We start from the raw sequence: 16,083 nt of genomic DNA, 5'->3' as shown, positions 1-16,083 counted from the left end.
TGCTGTTTACGCGGCTATAGTAATCCTCCTAACTCGATGGGTATCCTGAGTACTATCCAACGGGAGCATCAGTTTTGGAACCCTGTTCCCACCTAGACCAGCTGCGTCTGAGAGGGCATGATGTCTGAACTACCGATTATCCAAATGGCAGAAAAGCTCCATGAGTCTGCCATTATCTATTATCAGGATCGCCCTGTAGGTACGATTGCCGCTCAGGATTCAGACGCGGATGCCCTCAATTACGATCAGTGCTTTGTGCGGGATTTTGTCCCTTCCGCCTTCGTTTTTTTGCTGCAGAAGCGACATGATATTGTTCAAAATTTTTTGGTAGAGACGTTAGCTTTACAAAAGCAGGTTCGGCGAGTGGATGGTTTTGAGGTTCCTTTAGGACTGATGCCTGCCAGTTTTAAAGTGCAAACGGAAGCAGGGCGTCAATATCTCACTGCTGATTTTGGCGACCATGCGATTGGTCGGGTGACACCGATTGATTCGTGTTTATGGTGGATTATTGTACTGCGAGCTTATGTGAAAGCGTCTGGAGATACTGCTTTAGCAAAGCGGCCCGATTTTCAGGAAGGGTTACATCTAATTCTCAAGCTTTGCCTCAGTTCACAATTTGAGATGTCGCCCACTTTATTGGTGCCTGATGCAGCCTGTATGATTGACCGCCGGATGGGGATAGATGGCCATCCGTTAGAAATTCAAGCATTGTTTTATGGGGCCCTGCGGTCAGCCAGGGAATTATTGACACCCACCTCAGAAGGAGAGAATTGGATTCGCAAGATTAATGATCGCCTTCAGGCGCTCCTGTTTCGAGTGCGTAACTACTATTGGCTAGATCTAGACAAACTGAATGAAATTCATCGCTATAAAGGGGATCAATTTGGGGAGTCGGTGATGAATAAATTCAATATTTATCCGGATTCCATTCCTTACTGGCTAACGGAGTGGATGCCAGATTGGGCTGGCTATTTAGCCGGAAATCTAGGTCCTAGTCGGATGGATTTTCGCTTCTTTGCTTTGGGCAATTTAATGGCCATCATGACCTCTATGGCTGATTCCACTCAAAGCCAGCAAATCATGGATCTGATTGAACTACAGTGGGACGATTTAGTTGGGCGGATGCCGATGAAAATCTGTTTTCCGGCGGTTGAAGGGTTTGAGTGGCGGATTACGACGGGTTCGGATCCTAAAAATACCCCCTGGTCCTATCACAATGGCGGCAGCTGGCCCGTGTTGCTGTGGATGCTGATGGCGGCTGCCATTAAAACCAAACGTCAAAAATTAGGGGAACAGGCTTGGATGACGGCCTCCTACCGATTTGAAGAAGATGAATGGCCCGAATATTATGACGGCAAGAATGGGCGTTTGGTCGGTAAATCTTCTCGAAAATATCAGACCTGGACCATTGCTAGTTTTTTGTTGGCGACGTTGCTCCAAGACAACCCTGAGCAGATTGCTCCGTTTATCTTTGAGGAAGAGGATAGTACAGAAGCCAATTAGCTCTAATTGGTCTGATGCCTAGCTCCTATAGTTACTGTGCTAGCTATCTTCTTCTCCCCAGAGTTTGGTGAGTCGCTGATCTCGGCCACAGCTATACCGATAAAAGCGATACTTGTTGGAGTTGGTTTGATAATAGTTCTGATGATAGTCTTCTGCCGGATAAAAGGTTTGAGCTGTGACAATCTCCGTGACGATGGGCGTGGCAAATTTACCAGAGCTATCTAATTCAGCTTTAGATTTTTCGGCTAGGGCTTTTTGCTCATCTGAATGGTAGAAGACATTGGTGCGGTATTGGTCGCCGCGATCGCAAAATTGTCCCCCGGCATCTAATGGATCAACATTTTGCCAAAACGCCTCCAGAAGGGTTTCATAGCTGACTTTATTGGGGTCATATTCCACCTGCACAGATTCGGCATGACCAGTTTTTCCTGACGATACTTCTTTATAGGTGGGATTCAGTTTTTTACCGCCGGTATACCCTGATGTAGTGGATACGACACCATCGATGACATCAAAAGGCTTCTCCATGCACCAGAAGCATCCGCCTGCAAAGGTGGCCTTGGCGAGGTCTTGGGCTTCAGCCGCCATGCCTATGGGGCCTAGCCAAGTGATTAGAGACAATAATGCGATCGCAAACCAGCGTTTGATCATCTTTCGTTCCATCCGTCATGCCTTATCTATCGTAATCAGAACTGACCCAAGCTACACAAATTTGATCTAACTATCCTCAAGCACCAGCACGACCGAAGTACTGGTATTGTCATCCAGAGCAGCTTTCATGAAAGAATTTGAATTGAACCATTATGTAAATTGTCTCCTTCCCTCATCGAACTACTATGGAAAATCTTGAACAAGAACTAGAAGCTCTAAGGCAAGAAAATACACTGTTACAGGGGTTAATGACGGGAGGATACGCCTATTTCTTGCATCACTTTATAGTTGGGCATCAGAGTGAAATGGGGCTATCGGCAGAAGCCTGTGAGAAAATTGTGATAGATGCTCTACGGCGGGTCTTATCCACCCAGGATCGGTTTCAATGTGAATACCTGAGCGAGATTGAAGCTATTCTCAACAAAATGACAACTGTGGTACCCATGGAGCCTTATCTTCAAAAAGTTCCGCCGCCTGAAACGCCTGATCATCCAACAGCCAGTGACTCAAACTGAATAGGTTGTATAGAGTCGGAATCCCAACATAAATGTTGCCCATAATCTACAGACATGGCCATCGCTTGGCATTTGTTGATCATATTGATTTGCTCTTTCATGCTCTGCAAACTACAAGTGTTAGTGGAGTTGTACAGGGCTAATTTCAAGCCTATTGACCCTAAGAAATACACTATCCTATTTTTTTCGTATCATGGCCAGAATAAGCGAAATCATATGGATCTTGAGCTGAAGATTCCAAATGGGATAATCGTTTAACTTCTAAGAATGAATATAGTCTCAGTTTTTTTGAAGTCAGGCTTATATTTATGAGATGGCTTAAGAGTATTGACAAAAAATCTGTGATATAAATCACGTTCATTTTTGCTAAATATCACTGTAATAGAAAAACAGTTGTCTTACGTATTTCAAGCGAAAGAAAACTTAGGTATTTGGTATATACATATAGAAATAGTATGCGTCAGCAAACACATCACTTCAAGCAGCATCATTATCTTGTTGTTAATACAAAACCTAAAAAGATAGTCACATTAATGAATTGGAAATATACCATTGGTCGGGATTCATCTAATGACATAGTAGTGGCCAACGATATGATTTCACGTATCCATGCAACTGTAGAGAAGATATCTGATTTAAGTCAAGGAACCTATCAATATCAACTGATTGATGGAACAGTTAATGGTAAATCGAGTTTCAACGGTGTCTTTATCAATGGCAACCGTGTTCAGAGTCACACTCTAGTTAATGGCGATCGAATTTTATTTGGAGGAGTGGTCAAAGCGGTTTTCCATTCATCTAGTCGGCTCATAAATAAAGAGGAATTTTTTGCTGATTTTTCGCAGATCACTCAATATAGTTGCTCATCCCGATTAGACGAGAATGAGGCGACAACGATTATGTTGTAATTAGTAGGTAGAAATACATTAGGATAGATTTTTTTATTAAATTTACAATTATCTCTTTTGTGGTGACTGCCAGAAATTACAGTAATCAGCAAGTATTTTTCTATGTAAGAATTTCTTAATAAGCTCAAGGCAGGAATTAGACCAGTGTTCTTTTAAGCAAAAGACACTTTTTGGAATTTAATTCACCCAATTCCGAGACTGTCAATAACTCTTTTTTTACATCAATTGAAACCTATATCTTTTTATAGAAGTACTTCGGAGATGCTCTTAATCCAGGCTAGGATCTCATTATGAAATACCATCGCCGAAAGTGAGTATAGCTAAAGACAAACCCCAGCAAATACCACCTGCCGGGGTTCAGTGTATAAGAGCCACTTGCTTGAGACTATTTTATGTCCGGTTAAAGCTCAATCAGTTTAATACAAGGGTGTTTTGCCATTAAACTACCCGCTCAAGATTTGGGGAGCGGGACGAGAGTTGAACTCGTATATCCCATGTGTTGTTGAACTTTGGTTGATTCACAAGAGTGGATTTTAGATTAAGACTAGAGCAATAAACTGAGTTTGATTTTTTAGTCTTAATGCATCAAAAGCTGCTTTACCAATTAGCACACTCTCGCCTATCAGTGCGAGAGGGAGGATTTGAACCATCCAATCACCTTTAAGATACTGAATCTAAATCTATGCTCACACTCAATCTAACCTTACCTAAATAAATAGTCAAAAATGTTATTCGATATAGTTCTTTGACTTACTTCGATGCTATTTGCTTCTTCTCTAGCCTTGATTACAGCTTTTTGAAGTACATCAAGTCGAAGCCGCATTTCATCTAGTTCTGACTGTGGCAAAGCACCAGAGAACTTAACCAAAGACCAGGTCCCCTCAACCACATCGTTCGTAACTTCTTTGACTTGGGCAGGGTGATGTTCTGTTGCCTCAGCAGCAATCACAAACTCTTGCACCTTCTTTGTCTTAGTGGTCTCTCGGGGGCGAGTGACATAAAATCCTCGGTTAGAGTCATATTCCCAGTCCTCATCAATGGGCAAGGTAGGGATATGGCTGAGAAAGGTTCTGATATCGGTCAACTGCTTGTCTAAGAACATCAAGTATGTGACCGGGACATCGGATGCAATCACTGTGCCGTCATCCAAGGTTATGTTGGCTCTTGCTGAGGTATTAGCTTCATCTTGGGTTAAAGCACTATCAAATAAGTCCTGGCAGGCTTTTGAGAAGGCTTCTAGTGCCTCCCCTGCCTTATATGTGACTTTCTGAGATTCCGGGGGATAAACATGGCCTTCTTCATCCTTTGGTGAGTAGGTCCGCGATAAGCCTTGAAATAGTTCAGGTTTCTGAGTCTGTTTGTATATCTTTGTCTTCTCGTCTGCAGCTCTTTTTTTCACTGACTGCATGACAGCAATAAGCTGATTAAGCTTCATGAAATCACCTCTCGATTGTCAAAATTAAATATTTCTTGATTACTTCTGTAGGGATTAATGAAAGTCCCTGTTTCTGGAGACGCTACTAGTATTGCCAGGGCTAGACAACAAAACTCATGTACCTCCCGATAAATCTCAAGAGAGTATTGAAAAACTGATCAATTGCAGTCCTATACGAGGATCAATGTCATCTCGACAGCACTATGATGTTGACCTCGGGAGCAGCGTTTGAACAAATTAAAAAGAAGAACGACACCCAAGCCATTCATAAAAGCTGCTGAAACACTGAATCTATAAGGTTTGTAGTCAAAGCCCATGACCGGGATTGAACCGGTGACCTCACCCTTACCAAGGATGGCTCACTTTGGCCTAGGATGTTTACTCTATAAGGCTTCTGAGGATTTTCAATAAAGCGTCGGGGTAAATATCGGGGTAATTTGTGCTGTGTTAAGAGGATGATTCATCCCAATAATTCCTGCTGAGCCGCTTCAGTAATGACTCTACGCAACCATGTAGCCTTATGAGGTAGAGCCCTCACGGCTTGGTCCACCTCTACAGGGACAACAACCCCTAGAACCTTTTTTGATAGCTCTCCTTCATATCCATCCTGAGGCTTGTACTGCTTTGCGATGAACTCGGGAGTCTGCAAAGGGTTAGGGTTTCCCCCCTTATCTCCTTTTTTCTTGGGCATATGTCTTGCTCGAAAGATAGACATTCCCCATTTAAGCGGGTATTATTAATTTAAGCAAGCCCACCGTTTCAGTTTTGGGTTGCCTTCGCCACATATACAAAGATTTTCCACAATGCAATACACACTCTCAACGCTCAAGGCCACCGTTGTTGATGCCGCCATCGCTTCTGATAAGCAATGGACTGCTAAGGTTTGCGATCGCAAGTCCTTCGACAAAGCTGCTAAGGCATCCTTCCCTAACAGCAATATCGACTTTCGGGGTTATCATTCCTGGCTGATTGTTGCCCAGAACATGGGGGTTGATACTACCCCTTGGCAACAGCCTAAGACCACAGGGATGAAGCTCTCTGAGCTAAAGATCCAGGTCTATGCTCACTATCAGGTAAGTGATACCAAGGCCCTTAAGATCAAGCTGGATGAGTGGGGGATCCTATTTGGTAAGTTGACCTTCAAGGCTAGTTGGCAACAGCTATGGGATGAGGTGCAAAACACTCCGGCTCAGATGGCCGCATAGTCCATTATGTCTTGAGTACGACGCAAAACGGCTCGGGTATCCAACAGCAAAGGCGCTGCTAAGACTACTAATCCAGCAGCGCCCCCCTAGAACAAAAAGGAGTACCTAAGGTTATGCCTGAAACTAGGTGCCCCATCAGTAAGGGAGTCAACCTATGAGCAAGCTAAGTAGTGGGAATATCAGATACTAATATCTTGTTATAGGGTTTGTCTGGAAATATAGCTATATTTTGCTTGGCTCACAAGACAGGATAGCGGTCTAACGTCGCCTGTCCTAAGTCTTGGATATAGCTGAGATCATGTTGTAATTCAAATGCATTGTTGTCGCTCTTAGCGGTATTGCAAGCCCAGCAAATAACTTGAAGATTGTCTGCATCAAACATACGTTCAGGAAAACGTGCCTTATTCAATTTGTGATCTATCGACGCATAGTGAGGATGAAAATAGATAAACTGATTTTGATTTACTCGAACCTTATTGATAATCTCCTTGCCGTTGGCATCGGTATATTGATACCCTCGGGTGACTGCCTCATTTATAGTCCTAGCTCTATGCTCTGACCCGTGAGTCATCTTTTTGCCACAAAAAGGGCAAGGTTTACCTGCAAATTTAGCTCTCAATTGATTAGGGCTAATTTTCCCCCATTCCTTATGATTGATGCATTTTAGGTTTCGGCTATTGTGCCATACCTCGTTAATGTTTCCTCCGTTATAAAGAGCTGCGAGTTCTAGTTTTCTTTTTTTTGACATTACAAGAGTTGATATTTATTCAGGGTAGTTTCAGCTAAGTCCTTTATCTTTTGGCTTTTCCGGCGTAACCTAGTACGTCCCTCTTGGGCAGCCTGAGTAGCCTGCTTCGCTGACAGGAGTGACTGATCAATTGCTCCAACCAGATCACCTCTTTTAAGCTTTACCTCGAATATGGTTGTGGGTTGAGATGGAAGAATAATTACTTGCAAAATCTCCCAAGATTTTTGAACCCTTTCCCATCCAACGTTGTAGTAACCTTTATCGCGAATTGCCTTCTGGTTTTGCTTAGATAGATTTTTAAACGTGTCAGTATTCCGTTTTTGCCATTGGCGATAACTCAACCCATCGATATTCATGGTTCCGCTCCTATTGGATGTTGAACGTATCACGGATGACTTTCCATTTGTCAGGACCATAATTCATGGAAATATAATCCTTAACCTGAGATAAGTGGTGTCTCAATTCGTCAACTTTCTGTTCTAGTTCGTTAATTATTCGCTCAGCATCTTGTTCCATTGACTCGCTAGTATTTTTAATGGTTTTTATGGAGTCTCCCATATTAGAAATAGTATTGTTATAGTCTTCTTTATGGACTAAATCTTTCTCAAGAAGAACCTTCTTTCGGTCATCTCCTCCAAGAGAAAGGGCTCTCTTCAACCATCGGCCAGCTCGAACTATTTCTGACTTATCGATATTTAGAAATTCTTGCAGCTTAGTTTGTGCCTCTGTCAACTCATTCTCAACATCAGTCAATCTTTCGTTAATTCGCTGTGTATTCAGCCCTTGTTGACGTCGATTGTAGTTATTAGCTGACTTAATCAGCTCCAAAATATCTAAATGTTGTGATGCCTGAAATAGTTGCTCATCCGTCATTCTGGCATTTAAGGCGTACTGTGCAACTCCCGAAGCTTGCCTAATTTTCCTGAGCAGTTCTAGGCGTTCTTCCTTCGTAATTTCCACTATTTGAAATCCAAATCATGTGTGTCTGTGATGTTGCCCCCCTATACTCAATATGCCCATCAATTATGGCTTTTTAGTCAATTTAAGTGAACTCTTAGGTGGATTCTTATGAGAAATATGATTTTGAATATGCAACTCTTTTCGATTTTGGGCAACCTAATCATGAATCTCAAACTTGCTATATCTGGAATATCAGAAATAAAGCGAATTATTATATTTGGATGAATTTTTGCTGGTTTTTTTATACGTCATCGTGTTTTCTTCAATTAGTTCGATGTCTTAGGAGGCTTGTAATCTTACTGATTTATATAAGTTTGTAGTCCTGTCACTAAATAAAGAGAGAAAATCATTGGAGTCTATTACTACAACTTTGGAAATTCCTTTAGGGATTAAGGAAAAACTTGATCTTGGGATTTATGAACGAATAGGAGGAGTTATAAGACAATCTGGCAATAAGAAAGTAGTTGCTTGGCTTCGAGAGAACAGTAATAGCTCAAGTTCATTGCCACCCCCATTTCCAAACTCACCTCCATGTGTGTCTCACAGGCTTCTACAAGCTACAACTACAGTGAATGTTTTAAATTTAGGCTTATCAACAATGGGCTTCGCGGTAGTTTTAAAACAACTGCAAAACTTAGAAAAACGTTTGGAAGATACTCAAGATCTTCTAAGCAAGTTGAATCGCAAAGTTGATCTTACTTTCTATGCTAATTTCCGCGCAGCTCTTGATCTAGCTCTCAACGCCTTCACGATGTCCAGGGAAGACAATCGTAGAGATATGGCTATTCAAGCAATAAACCGGTTTTTAGAAGCTCAGCATATTTTCACTGGTGTACTTGATACTGAGCTTGCAGAAGGCAGTCAAATTGCAGATGAGTATTTGCTGACCTTGGGGTTAGCTTATGTTGCAGAAGTGAGGTGCTATCTCGAACTGGGCGAGTTTGATAGTGCTACACGTCGTTTCTATGAAGGGCAATCAGTGATTCGAAATCGTACCCAAAAATATGTAGAGCTACTGTTGACCTCTAACCCATCTGTTTATCTGCATCCAAAATTCCAAGATCAGATTGACTTATCAAAGCTGACCCAAATATATCGGTGGATAGATCCCACCATGGATGAAAATGCAGTCTTCAACTTATTACGCGATGGTATTTTTAAATGGCGAAACAACAGGGATAAATGGGTTGAATCTCTTCCGCCAGCTATCCTGATTAAGGAAGAAGTGGAAGGAAGTTGGTTTGGTCCCAACAACGCAGATCTCGGTCAAGAAGCGTTTAACCGGCTACCGAGTATTTTCGGGGTGATCGAGTCAACTATTGAAACTTGCCAAAGGTTTGCGACCTACCAGACAGAGATTCATGCAATGACTCAATTGGGAATTTCATTGAGTGATTGGGAGAAACTAGAACCGAGTGAAACAGACTTGAAGAATCATTCGGGAAATATCATGTTCCTTTTACCTGATGACTCTGTTCAAGTGACCTTAGAAGTTTGAGCATGGCACTCATTTCCAGACTCGTAGAGGCTTTTGATCAGGCCCGCGGTGTTGCGGAGAACGCCCAAAAAGAATTAAATAGGGCAGATAATAACACCCGCATGGATAACGGCAGCCTAGATTACGCCGACGATCGCGCCAGCCGAATCTTGTATACCTATCTCCATGAAGTGGGTCATCAGGTCTAGTTTTCAGGCTGGAATAAGACCATAGATCTAGGGTTTGATGCTAAACCCGTGTCTTGGTATGCCACATCAGACAATATGGAGCTGTTTGCCGAAGCTTTCGCAACCTGGGCCATCAATCCCACGGCTTACACTAAATACGATCCCAAAGGCGCAAGCCAGATCGAATCCTTGATCCAGAAAACCCGTAAGCGATACACACTTTAACCATGCCCTCAACCATTCAAGAACTAGTTGCAAACAGCGCTAGAATCCTAAACTCAAAAGACTATAGCCCCGAAAGTCGCCAGCGCTTAGAAGCGAATCTAGAGGCGGCTAAGTCTATCCCTAACGTGGGCACCAAAGGCCAGCTACTGGCAAATTACATCAATGCGTTTGACTTAGCCGCCGAAATTGCCAACGGGCTTGGATGAGGAACCAAACCCCCTAGAACCAACCCTAGGTCTGAGTAGCCACCTAATACCGTTCCACGGCCTTGGATCGGGCTAGTTGGCTTTTGCGGGCCTGGGCCTGTCGGTGAACTTGGGAGATCTGGCCCTCATGGATCCGGTAGTAATAAAGGGGGCTAGGCAAATGATAAATACCTAAATGCTCCCCCACTCTGAGACAAAGATCGTAATCCATGGCATAGGTGAACAGCGGATCGAGGCCCCCCACTTCCTCATAAATGGCCCGAGTGAATAAGCGGAAATGCTTCGTGATAAATTGCCCCATCAATCCCTTATAGGTGTATTGGTGGGGTAAATTTTGGCCCTTTGGTTCCCCATGGGGGCCGATCAGGTAGCGATCCGTGTAAACCAAATCAAAAGCCCCATCCGATAGGGTCGCCGCCGTCACCTCCACGGCATTGGGGGCGAGTAAATCATCATCATCCAGCCAGCCCACTAATTCCCCTGTAGAAAGCTCATGGCCCAGAATGAGGGACTGAACCCGCCCGATCCGTTCAGTGGCGCAAACGTCGATCCGATCGTCATAGTGGCCGTAACCTTCAAGTACCTCCATGGTGCTGTCCGTGCAACCATCGGCAATGATGACAATTTGCAAATTGCGATAGGTTTGGTTTACCGCGCTTCTCAAGGCTTGCCCCAAGTAGCGATCGCGGTTGTGAGTCGTCAGAATTAAGCTGATCTTAGGCCACGCCATAACCGCCCCCAAGCACTTCCACAATCGTATTGGTTCTAGGGGTACTGATCACCGGTTTAGCAGAGATCCGGCCCTGGTCGGATATCGCCCCCCAGAGCCATCAGCGCCACCCCCCCCGCCCCCCGGATCCCATGTAATGGGCTGAGGGTCCGCCGTCACCGTAAAGGAAAGGCTTTTCCGCTCATGTCCATGGGATTGGCCGTCAGCTCCGTGGCATTACTGCCAGAGGAATTGGCGTAGGTAATAGCCCATAGGTTATCGGCTACTTCTGGGCTGAGGGACCGAGCGACCCGCTTCATAAAATTCACTGTTTATTGCGGTATGCTTTTGTTATTTTGCGCAATTTTTTGTCAATTTGAAGTCTATGACGGTAGTTTTGGATCGAGCGCTGAGTGATAAGCAGTAGGACATAATTAATGTCACAACATTTTTGCTAAAACCCTGGCTTAGCAAGGAAATAGATTGTAATTACTTCTGCTTAAGTGCTTATTCCATTTTTTTGCTGCGTAGAGATCGCCAAAAATCATGGAATCACACAGCAACATTGCTGCTCGGTCGTGTGTTAATGCTATGACTCTCATGGGCTAAATTGGGCGCAATGGAATATATGGCCCGTCTCTGTTGGTTCAACAGTGCCGTACTGCTTTAACACCCCGATCGCTATGTCTAGTTCTCTAAACAACCCGAGATGATTTCCCAGCTCCTTCAAAGCACCCAGCTTTCCATGCATCTTAATTTGGATGCGTTCGGTGGAATGCGACCCTTGATTACTTCCCTGAGACCCTTTTGTCATAGTCATTGCCTGGATTGCAGCTTGGGCTTCTGGGGGAATGTCATCGCGAAACGTAATGTCTAGTCGCTCAATATTGACCACATCTGTGATGTTGGAAAATGCGATCGCACTCAGTTCTTGAAGAACTCTGTCAGCATCTACTCTGACACGTTCCTGCTGCTCTGCTCTCAACTCCTGTAAGTAGGCTTGTACCTTGTCAATACTTAACATTTGAGCAGATTGTTGCCGTACCGTTTTAGAGCTATACCCTGCTCTGATAGCGGCTTGAGTGCCATTCATATCTACAAGGTACTCTTCACAGAATCGCTTCTGTTTTTCGGTCAGTTTAGCCATAGTTTTTGCCATGGGGCTTGAAGTGGAGTTGACGCCTTTGACTCAGAACCGAGATCCGTTCCTAAATGACGACATTTATGGGACTTTGAAGAGCTTCAAAGCAATTCAATTTGGGTCGTTCCCAACCGCTGAATCATTTACTGAGACTAGGTAAGAGTGCTTCAAAGCAATTCTAGTACACCTAAAATTAGGTTGCGATCGCATGGAATTAATAGGTGTAAGATTCTATGTTCAGTGCATTACCCCTAGAACCACCAACGTCATGAGTCAAAGGGATGGTGTCGGTCAAGTGGTCTAGGATCCGGGGAGCTTGGCAACTCATTTCTGAAGCTCCCTAACGCCAAAGGCCATCAAGCACAAGGCATCAGCCATGCCATCATGGGGCTTCCTGCATCCAGGCTGGATTAACCCGATACCAGGGAATGCACGACGACAGTAGGCAATAGCGGCAGCTTTATCTTTTGAGGTCCCAGCCAAAACAGTTCGTTTCCATCGTTGGGGTGTGACCAATTCAACGGGAACTTTCAACGCCGCACAAACGCCCAGTAATCCACCATAGCCCAGCCCAAACTTGAAGGTCGAAGCAACACCCTGCTTAGGCATGGCACCGACTTTCTCAATGACGGCTAAGCGGGGGGCTGCTTCTTCAATCCAAGAGGCAAGGGTAACCAGGTCGAGTTCCTTCCCTGCAAGAGGCAGTGGTCGGGCAGTAGGTGAACTTCCACTGATGGCTATGCCTCCTTTGAGGCCAGGGTCAAGAGCGATGAGGGTAGGTTGTTCTTCGTATTGAGGATGCGATCGCATAGCAATACCTCACGTAACTTCTAACTGTTCAACTGGCCAAAAGGCAGCACCACATGGGCCTTCAAGCTCTGCCCAATCTTGATACTCCCCTTGACCACAATAGGTCTGATACAGACGTACCACTCGATAGGTCCGGCAAGTGCCTTTGAGTTGAACGGTATCGCCTACTTCAATGGGCTTGGTTTGTTCTAGAGGCTCTTGTGGTGGTGGTTTCCAGCGCTGAATTGCACTCAATGGCACTCGAAGTAATCCGTTCTTGGTTCGCAAAACAACCGACGCCCCCTCTAATCGAGTGATCGGATACCCAACGCCAGATCTTCCGTACGCGATCGCGCCGACTGGGGGGCTAGAAGGTATCGGCATCTCTAATCACCTCGTCAGCTTCGGAGCTTTCTACAGGCTGATCAGGCGTACTACAACTATCAGAGTCATCGTTTTCTGTAGTACGAAATTTTTCGTTTTGTTTTTCCCGGAAGTGTTCCAAAGTATCCTCAGCATCCTCGGCAGGATTGCCTGTATTTTTTGCTGGAATTGGGTTTTGGTGTGCCGAAGATAAATGTGCATCCTCGGCATTTTTATCGGTGGGTGCCGAGGATGTGTTTTTATCCTCGGCAAGCTTATTCCCTTGCTGTGTATAGTTTTCGCCGATAGGTGCCGAGGATGCTGAGGATGTTTCACCACACTTCTGAGTAAATTGAGTTTTTGGATTTTTGGATTCTGTGTAGTACGTTCGGTTCTTAGATCTTGTAACTTTCCATTCGACGTACCCTTTGCGGTCTTTGCCTGCTCGCTCGAACCGCAGGTGGTTTACAACCCGCCCTCTGTTTCTTCTCAAGTAATAACTGAGCAACCTGGAAGAAAGCTGCCCAGTCTTGCGGTCTAAGCAGATATCGAGCAACGATTCCCTCAAGTCCTGATGGGTTTCAGTGAGGATGGCTTCATTAATCCTTTTAAGGAGGCCCTTAGTCGTAAATGCATCCTCGTCAAAGTCGTCATACCAGCAGGTCAGTAACGCCTCTAACTGATTCTTGGATTCATCGCGGTTTGCCACCTCTGATTGGGTTTTTACGGGGTCTGCTTCCCCTAACCAGATCAATGCACCTCGGATAATGTCGGACCACTCCCCGAAGGTGACAAGCCGTTTGGGCTTGTCAGGGAGTCCAGCAAGGATGTAGGCCCTAGGAATCATCAGCAAAGCATCCACAAGCATCCCCCGGTTGTCGAGGGTGTATTGTTCAATCTCTCGCTCAAACTGGCGTTCTTCAGGCTTCTCTACTTGTGGGTCAAGCTCAGAGAGGATGACTCGGCGCGGCATATCTGAAGTGAACCCCAGGTTGTTACCACATGCGGTGAACAATGCTTGGGTGGAGACTTCGACCATCTTGGATGTTTGCAGCAATCTGTCCTTGAAGGTGGGTGCTGTTAAGACGGCCTCTAGTGAGTCGCCACCTAGCCTTGCGGTGACATTATCTAGATTGACGATCGGGCACCCCGTTGAGAGTATTCCTGTCAGCTTTTTACGAACCTCCTCACCGTCTGCACTGAACGGCACTACGCCAATGTCGTTGCGGCCCGTTAACAAGATGCTTGCGAGCGAAATCAAACATCCCTTCCCTGTCCCGGCAACGGTTGCACTGACGGCGTGAAGGGGAGCAAGGGCAAAGGTTTTACGCCAAATAGCGGTCAACAACATTGACAGGCCCGCTGACAAAGACGCATTGTGACCTGAGGTTTCCCCTTCGTTGAGCCGAAAAGGGAACTCCTTGAGTAAGTCTTTTAATACTGCCAAGGCACTAAGAGCGTCTTCTTTGGTGGGCTTTACTTTCTGCTCTGGGAATTCTGTGGGGTCAAACTGAAGCAGTAACCCGCTGCCAGGGTGATACCCTGGCTTGTCTATCACCTCGCCTGTTCGTGTGGGCGTCGGAGTGTAGCAGATACCCGAAATTTTCGGAAGCTTAGGCCATCCTGCTGCCTTGATAATGTGTTCGGCTAATGCCTGAGAACAATCGGTCGGTCGGTCATCCCACCAGGTCTCCTCCTTTCCCTTGCGAAGCGTCCACTTCGTAAATTTATATCGGCGGTTCGCCTCATGCTTGAGTGCACCCAAGTCAAGCGGGGATAACTCATCAACTTCCTTGCCCACAGAGATATGACGTTTTCGCGTATCGGGGACCGCCCTAGCGATTCTGACAAGCTGAGCATTGGCCCCGCGACCACTGACGTAAATCTTTTCGCGATCGCTTGAGGTCTCAGACAGCAAGGACAACAACCGATTCGCCGCATCGTCAATCCGACCTTGGTAGATGTCAATGTTTGGCTTGCTCTCGTTATCGGTGGCAGACTGGCCGTTTTGGCGATGCTTCTCTTGTTTCCTCAAGTCCCTCAAGGCAATATCCAGCGCGGCCTTAGCACATCTTTCTGTGATGATTTTGGCCTTGACCATCTCATCCCGACATTTTTTACACTCCGCTTCTGAGAGGTATCTGGGCGCAGAGCGGAGCCAGAATTTAGCCATCTGTCCTAAACGTTTTTTCCGGCCTGACCTTGCCTCGCCGGGAATCTCCCACTGCTGGGGAAGCTGGCGGAAAAAGTCAGCTAGAGATATGGCATCATCCATACTCAGCTTGATACCAGCCTTCAGAACTTCAACCCCGCCAGCTTTCGGCTCCCCTGGAATCTCTGGCGGCAGCAGGACTTTACCCGCCCCGGTTTTTTCAGCCAGCTTCACAAGGGCCATCGCCACTGATGGATTCGTCAAAGCATCTCTGTCAAATAAAGGAATCTGGTTACAGCCCTCTGCGATGGCCTTTGTGCAATTCACACCGATAATCGAGGCTGTGGGAAGCCCCATTTTGCAATAGGCAATCGCATCCTTAAACCCTTCAGTGATGAATCGAGCAACATTAGGGTCACCGTTGGAATACCAAACCTCGGCAGTTTGGCCTGCAACTGTAACGTACTTGACGGGCTTTATCTTCCCCTTTTCCCGCTTGAAGACGGGTGACTCGGGTCGAAACTGATATGATGCTGGACCCGCTGGCATTAATATTCCAGGTGGAAATTCAGGTGCCTCGATTGGGGTTCCATCCTCGTCTACGGCTCGATATCCTAGGTCGTAAGCCTCTTGCCCGGTAACGCTCCTAGGCAGTTGGTGAGATGAGTATTGGATTAGGTCGTCTAGCGATAGTCCTTCCGATTCAAAGTGTCTGATATGCTCTGGGAGAAGTTCGGGCTTGTGTGCTGTTTTACTCATTTTGCCACCCCCTCAACTTCAAGGATCACGTACCAAATCCAACGGTCTATCTGGAGGGAAGCTTTTAGGTTCCACGCCTTATCCAGTAATGCTTCTAGTTGTTCAAAAAACGGTGGGTTAGAATAGTTTTCAGCAGGAATATTTTTCAT

At 45.4% G+C, this 16,083-nt stretch carries 21 protein-coding genes; 8 read left to right on the top strand and 13 right to left on the bottom strand.

The window, feature by feature from the left end; all coding sequences use genetic code 11:
* Positions 1-120: 120 nt before the first annotated feature.
* The gene (locus HRE53_RS23490; protein ID WP_315876649.1) at positions 121-1,503 is read left to right on the top strand and encodes a glycoside hydrolase 100 family protein; all 1,383 of its coding nucleotides are present in this window, start codon (positions 121-123) and stop codon (positions 1,501-1,503) included.
* A 39-nt stretch (positions 1,504-1,542) separates the two neighbouring features.
* Here HRE53_RS23490 and msrA read toward each other — a convergent pair whose 3' ends face one another.
* Entirely contained in the window at positions 1,543-2,154 is a 612-nt protein-coding gene (gene msrA / locus HRE53_RS23485) for a peptide-methionine (S)-S-oxide reductase MsrA (protein ID WP_315876647.1), read from the bottom strand.
* A 185-nt stretch (positions 2,155-2,339) separates the two neighbouring features.
* On the opposite strand from msrA, the gene HRE53_RS23480 reads away from it, so the two are divergent.
* Together HRE53_RS23480 and HRE53_RS23475 are read left to right on the top strand one after the other, a co-directional pair.
* Positions 2,340-2,669, top strand: a complete 330-nt coding sequence (locus HRE53_RS23480; RefSeq protein ID WP_235108166.1) for a hypothetical protein — start codon at positions 2,340-2,342, stop codon at positions 2,667-2,669.
* A gap of 455 nt (positions 2,670-3,124) precedes the next feature.
* Positions 3,125-3,577, top strand: a complete 453-nt coding sequence (locus HRE53_RS23475; protein ID WP_235108165.1) for an FHA domain-containing protein — start codon at positions 3,125-3,127, stop codon at positions 3,575-3,577.
* Between the two features lie 703 nt (positions 3,578-4,280).
* Here the strand turns inward: HRE53_RS23475 and HRE53_RS23470 are convergent.
* The gene (locus HRE53_RS23470) at positions 4,281-5,012 is read right to left on the bottom strand and encodes a hypothetical protein (protein WP_235108164.1); all 732 of its coding nucleotides are present in this window, start codon (positions 5,010-5,012) and stop codon (positions 4,281-4,283) included.
* 460 nt (positions 5,013-5,472) lie between these two features.
* Positions 5,473-5,703, bottom strand: coding sequence for a hypothetical protein (locus tag HRE53_RS23465; protein WP_235108163.1), 231 nt, complete (start codon positions 5,701-5,703; stop codon positions 5,473-5,475).
* 112 nt (positions 5,704-5,815) lie between these two features.
* Here HRE53_RS23465 and HRE53_RS23460 point away from each other — a divergent pair, with 112 nt between their 5' ends.
* The gene (locus HRE53_RS23460; RefSeq protein ID WP_235108162.1) at positions 5,816-6,217 is read left to right on the top strand and encodes a hypothetical protein; all 402 of its coding nucleotides are present in this window, start codon (positions 5,816-5,818) and stop codon (positions 6,215-6,217) included.
* A 238-nt stretch (positions 6,218-6,455) separates the two neighbouring features.
* On the opposite strand, the gene HRE53_RS23455 is transcribed toward HRE53_RS23460, so the two are convergent.
* Genes HRE53_RS23455 through HRE53_RS23445 form a run of 3 tightly spaced genes read right to left on the bottom strand, consistent with a single transcriptional unit; the run spans position 6,456 to position 7,925 of the window.
* Positions 6,456-6,965, bottom strand: coding sequence for a hypothetical protein (locus tag HRE53_RS23455; protein ID WP_235108161.1), 510 nt, complete (start codon positions 6,963-6,965; stop codon positions 6,456-6,458).
* Positions 6,965-7,321 (bottom strand): hypothetical protein, encoded by a 357-nt coding sequence (locus HRE53_RS23450; protein ID WP_235108160.1) that lies wholly within the window; start codon positions 7,319-7,321, stop codon positions 6,965-6,967. The genes HRE53_RS23455 and HRE53_RS23450 overlap by 1 nt, the downstream gene beginning before the upstream one ends.
* Positions 7,322-7,331: 10 nt before the next feature.
* Positions 7,332-7,925, bottom strand: coding sequence for a hypothetical protein (locus tag HRE53_RS23445; protein WP_235108159.1), 594 nt, complete (start codon positions 7,923-7,925; stop codon positions 7,332-7,334).
* Between the two features lie 370 nt (positions 7,926-8,295).
* Here HRE53_RS23445 and HRE53_RS23440 point away from each other — a divergent pair, with 370 nt between their 5' ends.
* From HRE53_RS23440 to HRE53_RS23425, 4 genes are read left to right on the top strand one after another with little or no spacing between them, the layout of a single operon-like run.
* Complete coding sequence (locus HRE53_RS23440) at positions 8,296-9,423, top strand: hypothetical protein (protein ID WP_235108158.1); 1,128 nt, start codon at positions 8,296-8,298, stop codon at positions 9,421-9,423.
* Positions 9,424-9,425: 2 nt separating this feature from the next.
* Positions 9,426-9,611, top strand: coding sequence for a hypothetical protein (locus tag HRE53_RS23435; RefSeq protein WP_235108157.1), 186 nt, complete (start codon positions 9,426-9,428; stop codon positions 9,609-9,611).
* A 48-nt stretch (positions 9,612-9,659) separates the two neighbouring features.
* Positions 9,660-9,815 (top strand): hypothetical protein, encoded by a 156-nt coding sequence (locus HRE53_RS23430; RefSeq protein WP_235108156.1) that lies wholly within the window; start codon positions 9,660-9,662, stop codon positions 9,813-9,815.
* A gap of 2 nt (positions 9,816-9,817) precedes the next feature.
* Positions 9,818-10,021 carry a hypothetical protein gene (locus HRE53_RS23425; RefSeq protein ID WP_235108155.1) on the top strand — a complete coding sequence of 68 codons (204 nt, stop codon included), beginning with the start codon at positions 9,818-9,820 and terminating at the stop codon, positions 10,019-10,021.
* Positions 10,022-10,064: 43 nt separating this feature from the next.
* On the opposite strand, the gene HRE53_RS23420 is transcribed toward HRE53_RS23425, so the two are convergent.
* From HRE53_RS23420 to HRE53_RS23390, 7 genes are all read right to left on the bottom strand, one after another.
* Positions 10,065-10,751, bottom strand: a complete 687-nt coding sequence (locus HRE53_RS23420; RefSeq protein ID WP_235108154.1) for a glycosyltransferase — start codon at positions 10,749-10,751, stop codon at positions 10,065-10,067.
* 155 nt (positions 10,752-10,906) lie between these two features.
* Positions 10,907-11,050, bottom strand: a complete 144-nt coding sequence (locus tag HRE53_RS23415; protein ID WP_235108153.1) for a hypothetical protein — start codon at positions 11,048-11,050, stop codon at positions 10,907-10,909.
* Between the two features lie 278 nt (positions 11,051-11,328).
* Positions 11,329-11,889: a terminase small subunit gene (locus tag HRE53_RS23410; RefSeq protein ID WP_235108152.1), complete on the bottom strand. Its 561-nt coding sequence runs from the start codon at positions 11,887-11,889 to the stop codon at positions 11,329-11,331.
* A 306-nt stretch (positions 11,890-12,195) separates the two neighbouring features.
* Positions 12,196-12,681: a Holliday junction endonuclease gene (locus HRE53_RS23405; protein ID WP_235108151.1), complete on the bottom strand. Its 486-nt coding sequence runs from the start codon at positions 12,679-12,681 to the stop codon at positions 12,196-12,198.
* Between the two features lie 9 nt (positions 12,682-12,690).
* A complete protein-coding gene (locus HRE53_RS23400) occupies positions 12,691-13,044 on the bottom strand; it encodes a hypothetical protein (RefSeq protein ID WP_235108150.1) in 354 nt (117 codons plus the stop codon).
* Positions 13,028-15,934 (bottom strand): hypothetical protein, encoded by a 2,907-nt coding sequence (locus HRE53_RS23395; protein ID WP_235108149.1) that lies wholly within the window; start codon positions 15,932-15,934, stop codon positions 13,028-13,030. Before HRE53_RS23395 ends, HRE53_RS23400 begins: the two co-directional genes overlap by 17 nt.
* Complete coding sequence (locus HRE53_RS23390) at positions 15,931-16,083, bottom strand: hypothetical protein (protein WP_235108148.1); 153 nt, start codon at positions 16,081-16,083, stop codon at positions 15,931-15,933. Before HRE53_RS23390 ends, HRE53_RS23395 begins: the two co-directional genes overlap by 4 nt.

Source organism: Acaryochloris sp. 'Moss Beach' (assembly GCF_021497025.1).
Classification (GTDB): Bacteria; Cyanobacteriota; Cyanobacteriia; order Thermosynechococcales; family Thermosynechococcaceae; genus Acaryochloris; species Acaryochloris marina_A.
Note: the sequence above shows the minus strand (reverse complement) of the source record. Positions and strands in the feature narration are given on the sequence as shown.

Bases quoted from the DNA above. Each gene is read 5' to 3' on its own strand.
- HRE53_RS23490 (WP_315876649.1), top strand. From the start codon at position 121: ATGTCTGAACTACCGATTATCCAAATGGCAGAAAAGCTCCATGAGTCT.
- msrA (WP_315876647.1), bottom strand. From the start codon at position 2,154: ATGATCAAACGCTGGTTTGCGATCGCATTATTGTCTCTAATCACTTGG.
- HRE53_RS23480 (WP_235108166.1), top strand. From the start codon at position 2,340: ATGGAAAATCTTGAACAAGAACTAGAAGCTCTAAGGCAAGAAAATACA.
- HRE53_RS23475 (WP_235108165.1), top strand. From the start codon at position 3,125: ATGCGTCAGCAAACACATCACTTCAAGCAGCATCATTATCTTGTTGTT.
- HRE53_RS23470 (WP_235108164.1), bottom strand. From the start codon at position 5,012: ATGAAGCTTAATCAGCTTATTGCTGTCATGCAGTCAGTGAAAAAAAGA.
- HRE53_RS23465 (WP_235108163.1), bottom strand. From the start codon at position 5,703: ATGCCCAAGAAAAAAGGAGATAAGGGGGGAAACCCTAACCCTTTGCAG.
- HRE53_RS23460 (WP_235108162.1), top strand. From the start codon at position 5,816: ATGCAATACACACTCTCAACGCTCAAGGCCACCGTTGTTGATGCCGCC.
- HRE53_RS23455 (WP_235108161.1), bottom strand. From the start codon at position 6,965: ATGTCAAAAAAAAGAAAACTAGAACTCGCAGCTCTTTATAACGGAGGA.
- HRE53_RS23450 (WP_235108160.1), bottom strand. From the start codon at position 7,321: ATGAATATCGATGGGTTGAGTTATCGCCAATGGCAAAAACGGAATACT.
- HRE53_RS23435 (WP_235108157.1), top strand. From the start codon at position 9,426: ATGGCACTCATTTCCAGACTCGTAGAGGCTTTTGATCAGGCCCGCGGT.
- HRE53_RS23425 (WP_235108155.1), top strand. From the start codon at position 9,818: ATGCCCTCAACCATTCAAGAACTAGTTGCAAACAGCGCTAGAATCCTA.
- HRE53_RS23420 (WP_235108154.1), bottom strand. From the start codon at position 10,751: ATGGCGTGGCCTAAGATCAGCTTAATTCTGACGACTCACAACCGCGAT.
- HRE53_RS23415 (WP_235108153.1), bottom strand. From the start codon at position 11,050: ATGAAGCGGGTCGCTCGGTCCCTCAGCCCAGAAGTAGCCGATAACCTA.
- HRE53_RS23410 (WP_235108152.1), bottom strand. From the start codon at position 11,889: ATGGCAAAAACTATGGCTAAACTGACCGAAAAACAGAAGCGATTCTGT.
- HRE53_RS23405 (WP_235108151.1), bottom strand. From the start codon at position 12,681: ATGCGATCGCATCCTCAATACGAAGAACAACCTACCCTCATCGCTCTT.
- HRE53_RS23400 (WP_235108150.1), bottom strand. From the start codon at position 13,044: ATGCCGATACCTTCTAGCCCCCCAGTCGGCGCGATCGCGTACGGAAGA.
- HRE53_RS23395 (WP_235108149.1), bottom strand. From the start codon at position 15,934: ATGAGTAAAACAGCACACAAGCCCGAACTTCTCCCAGAGCATATCAGA.
- HRE53_RS23390 (WP_235108148.1), bottom strand. From the start codon at position 16,083: ATGAAAAATATTCCTGCTGAAAACTATTCTAACCCACCGTTTTTTGAA.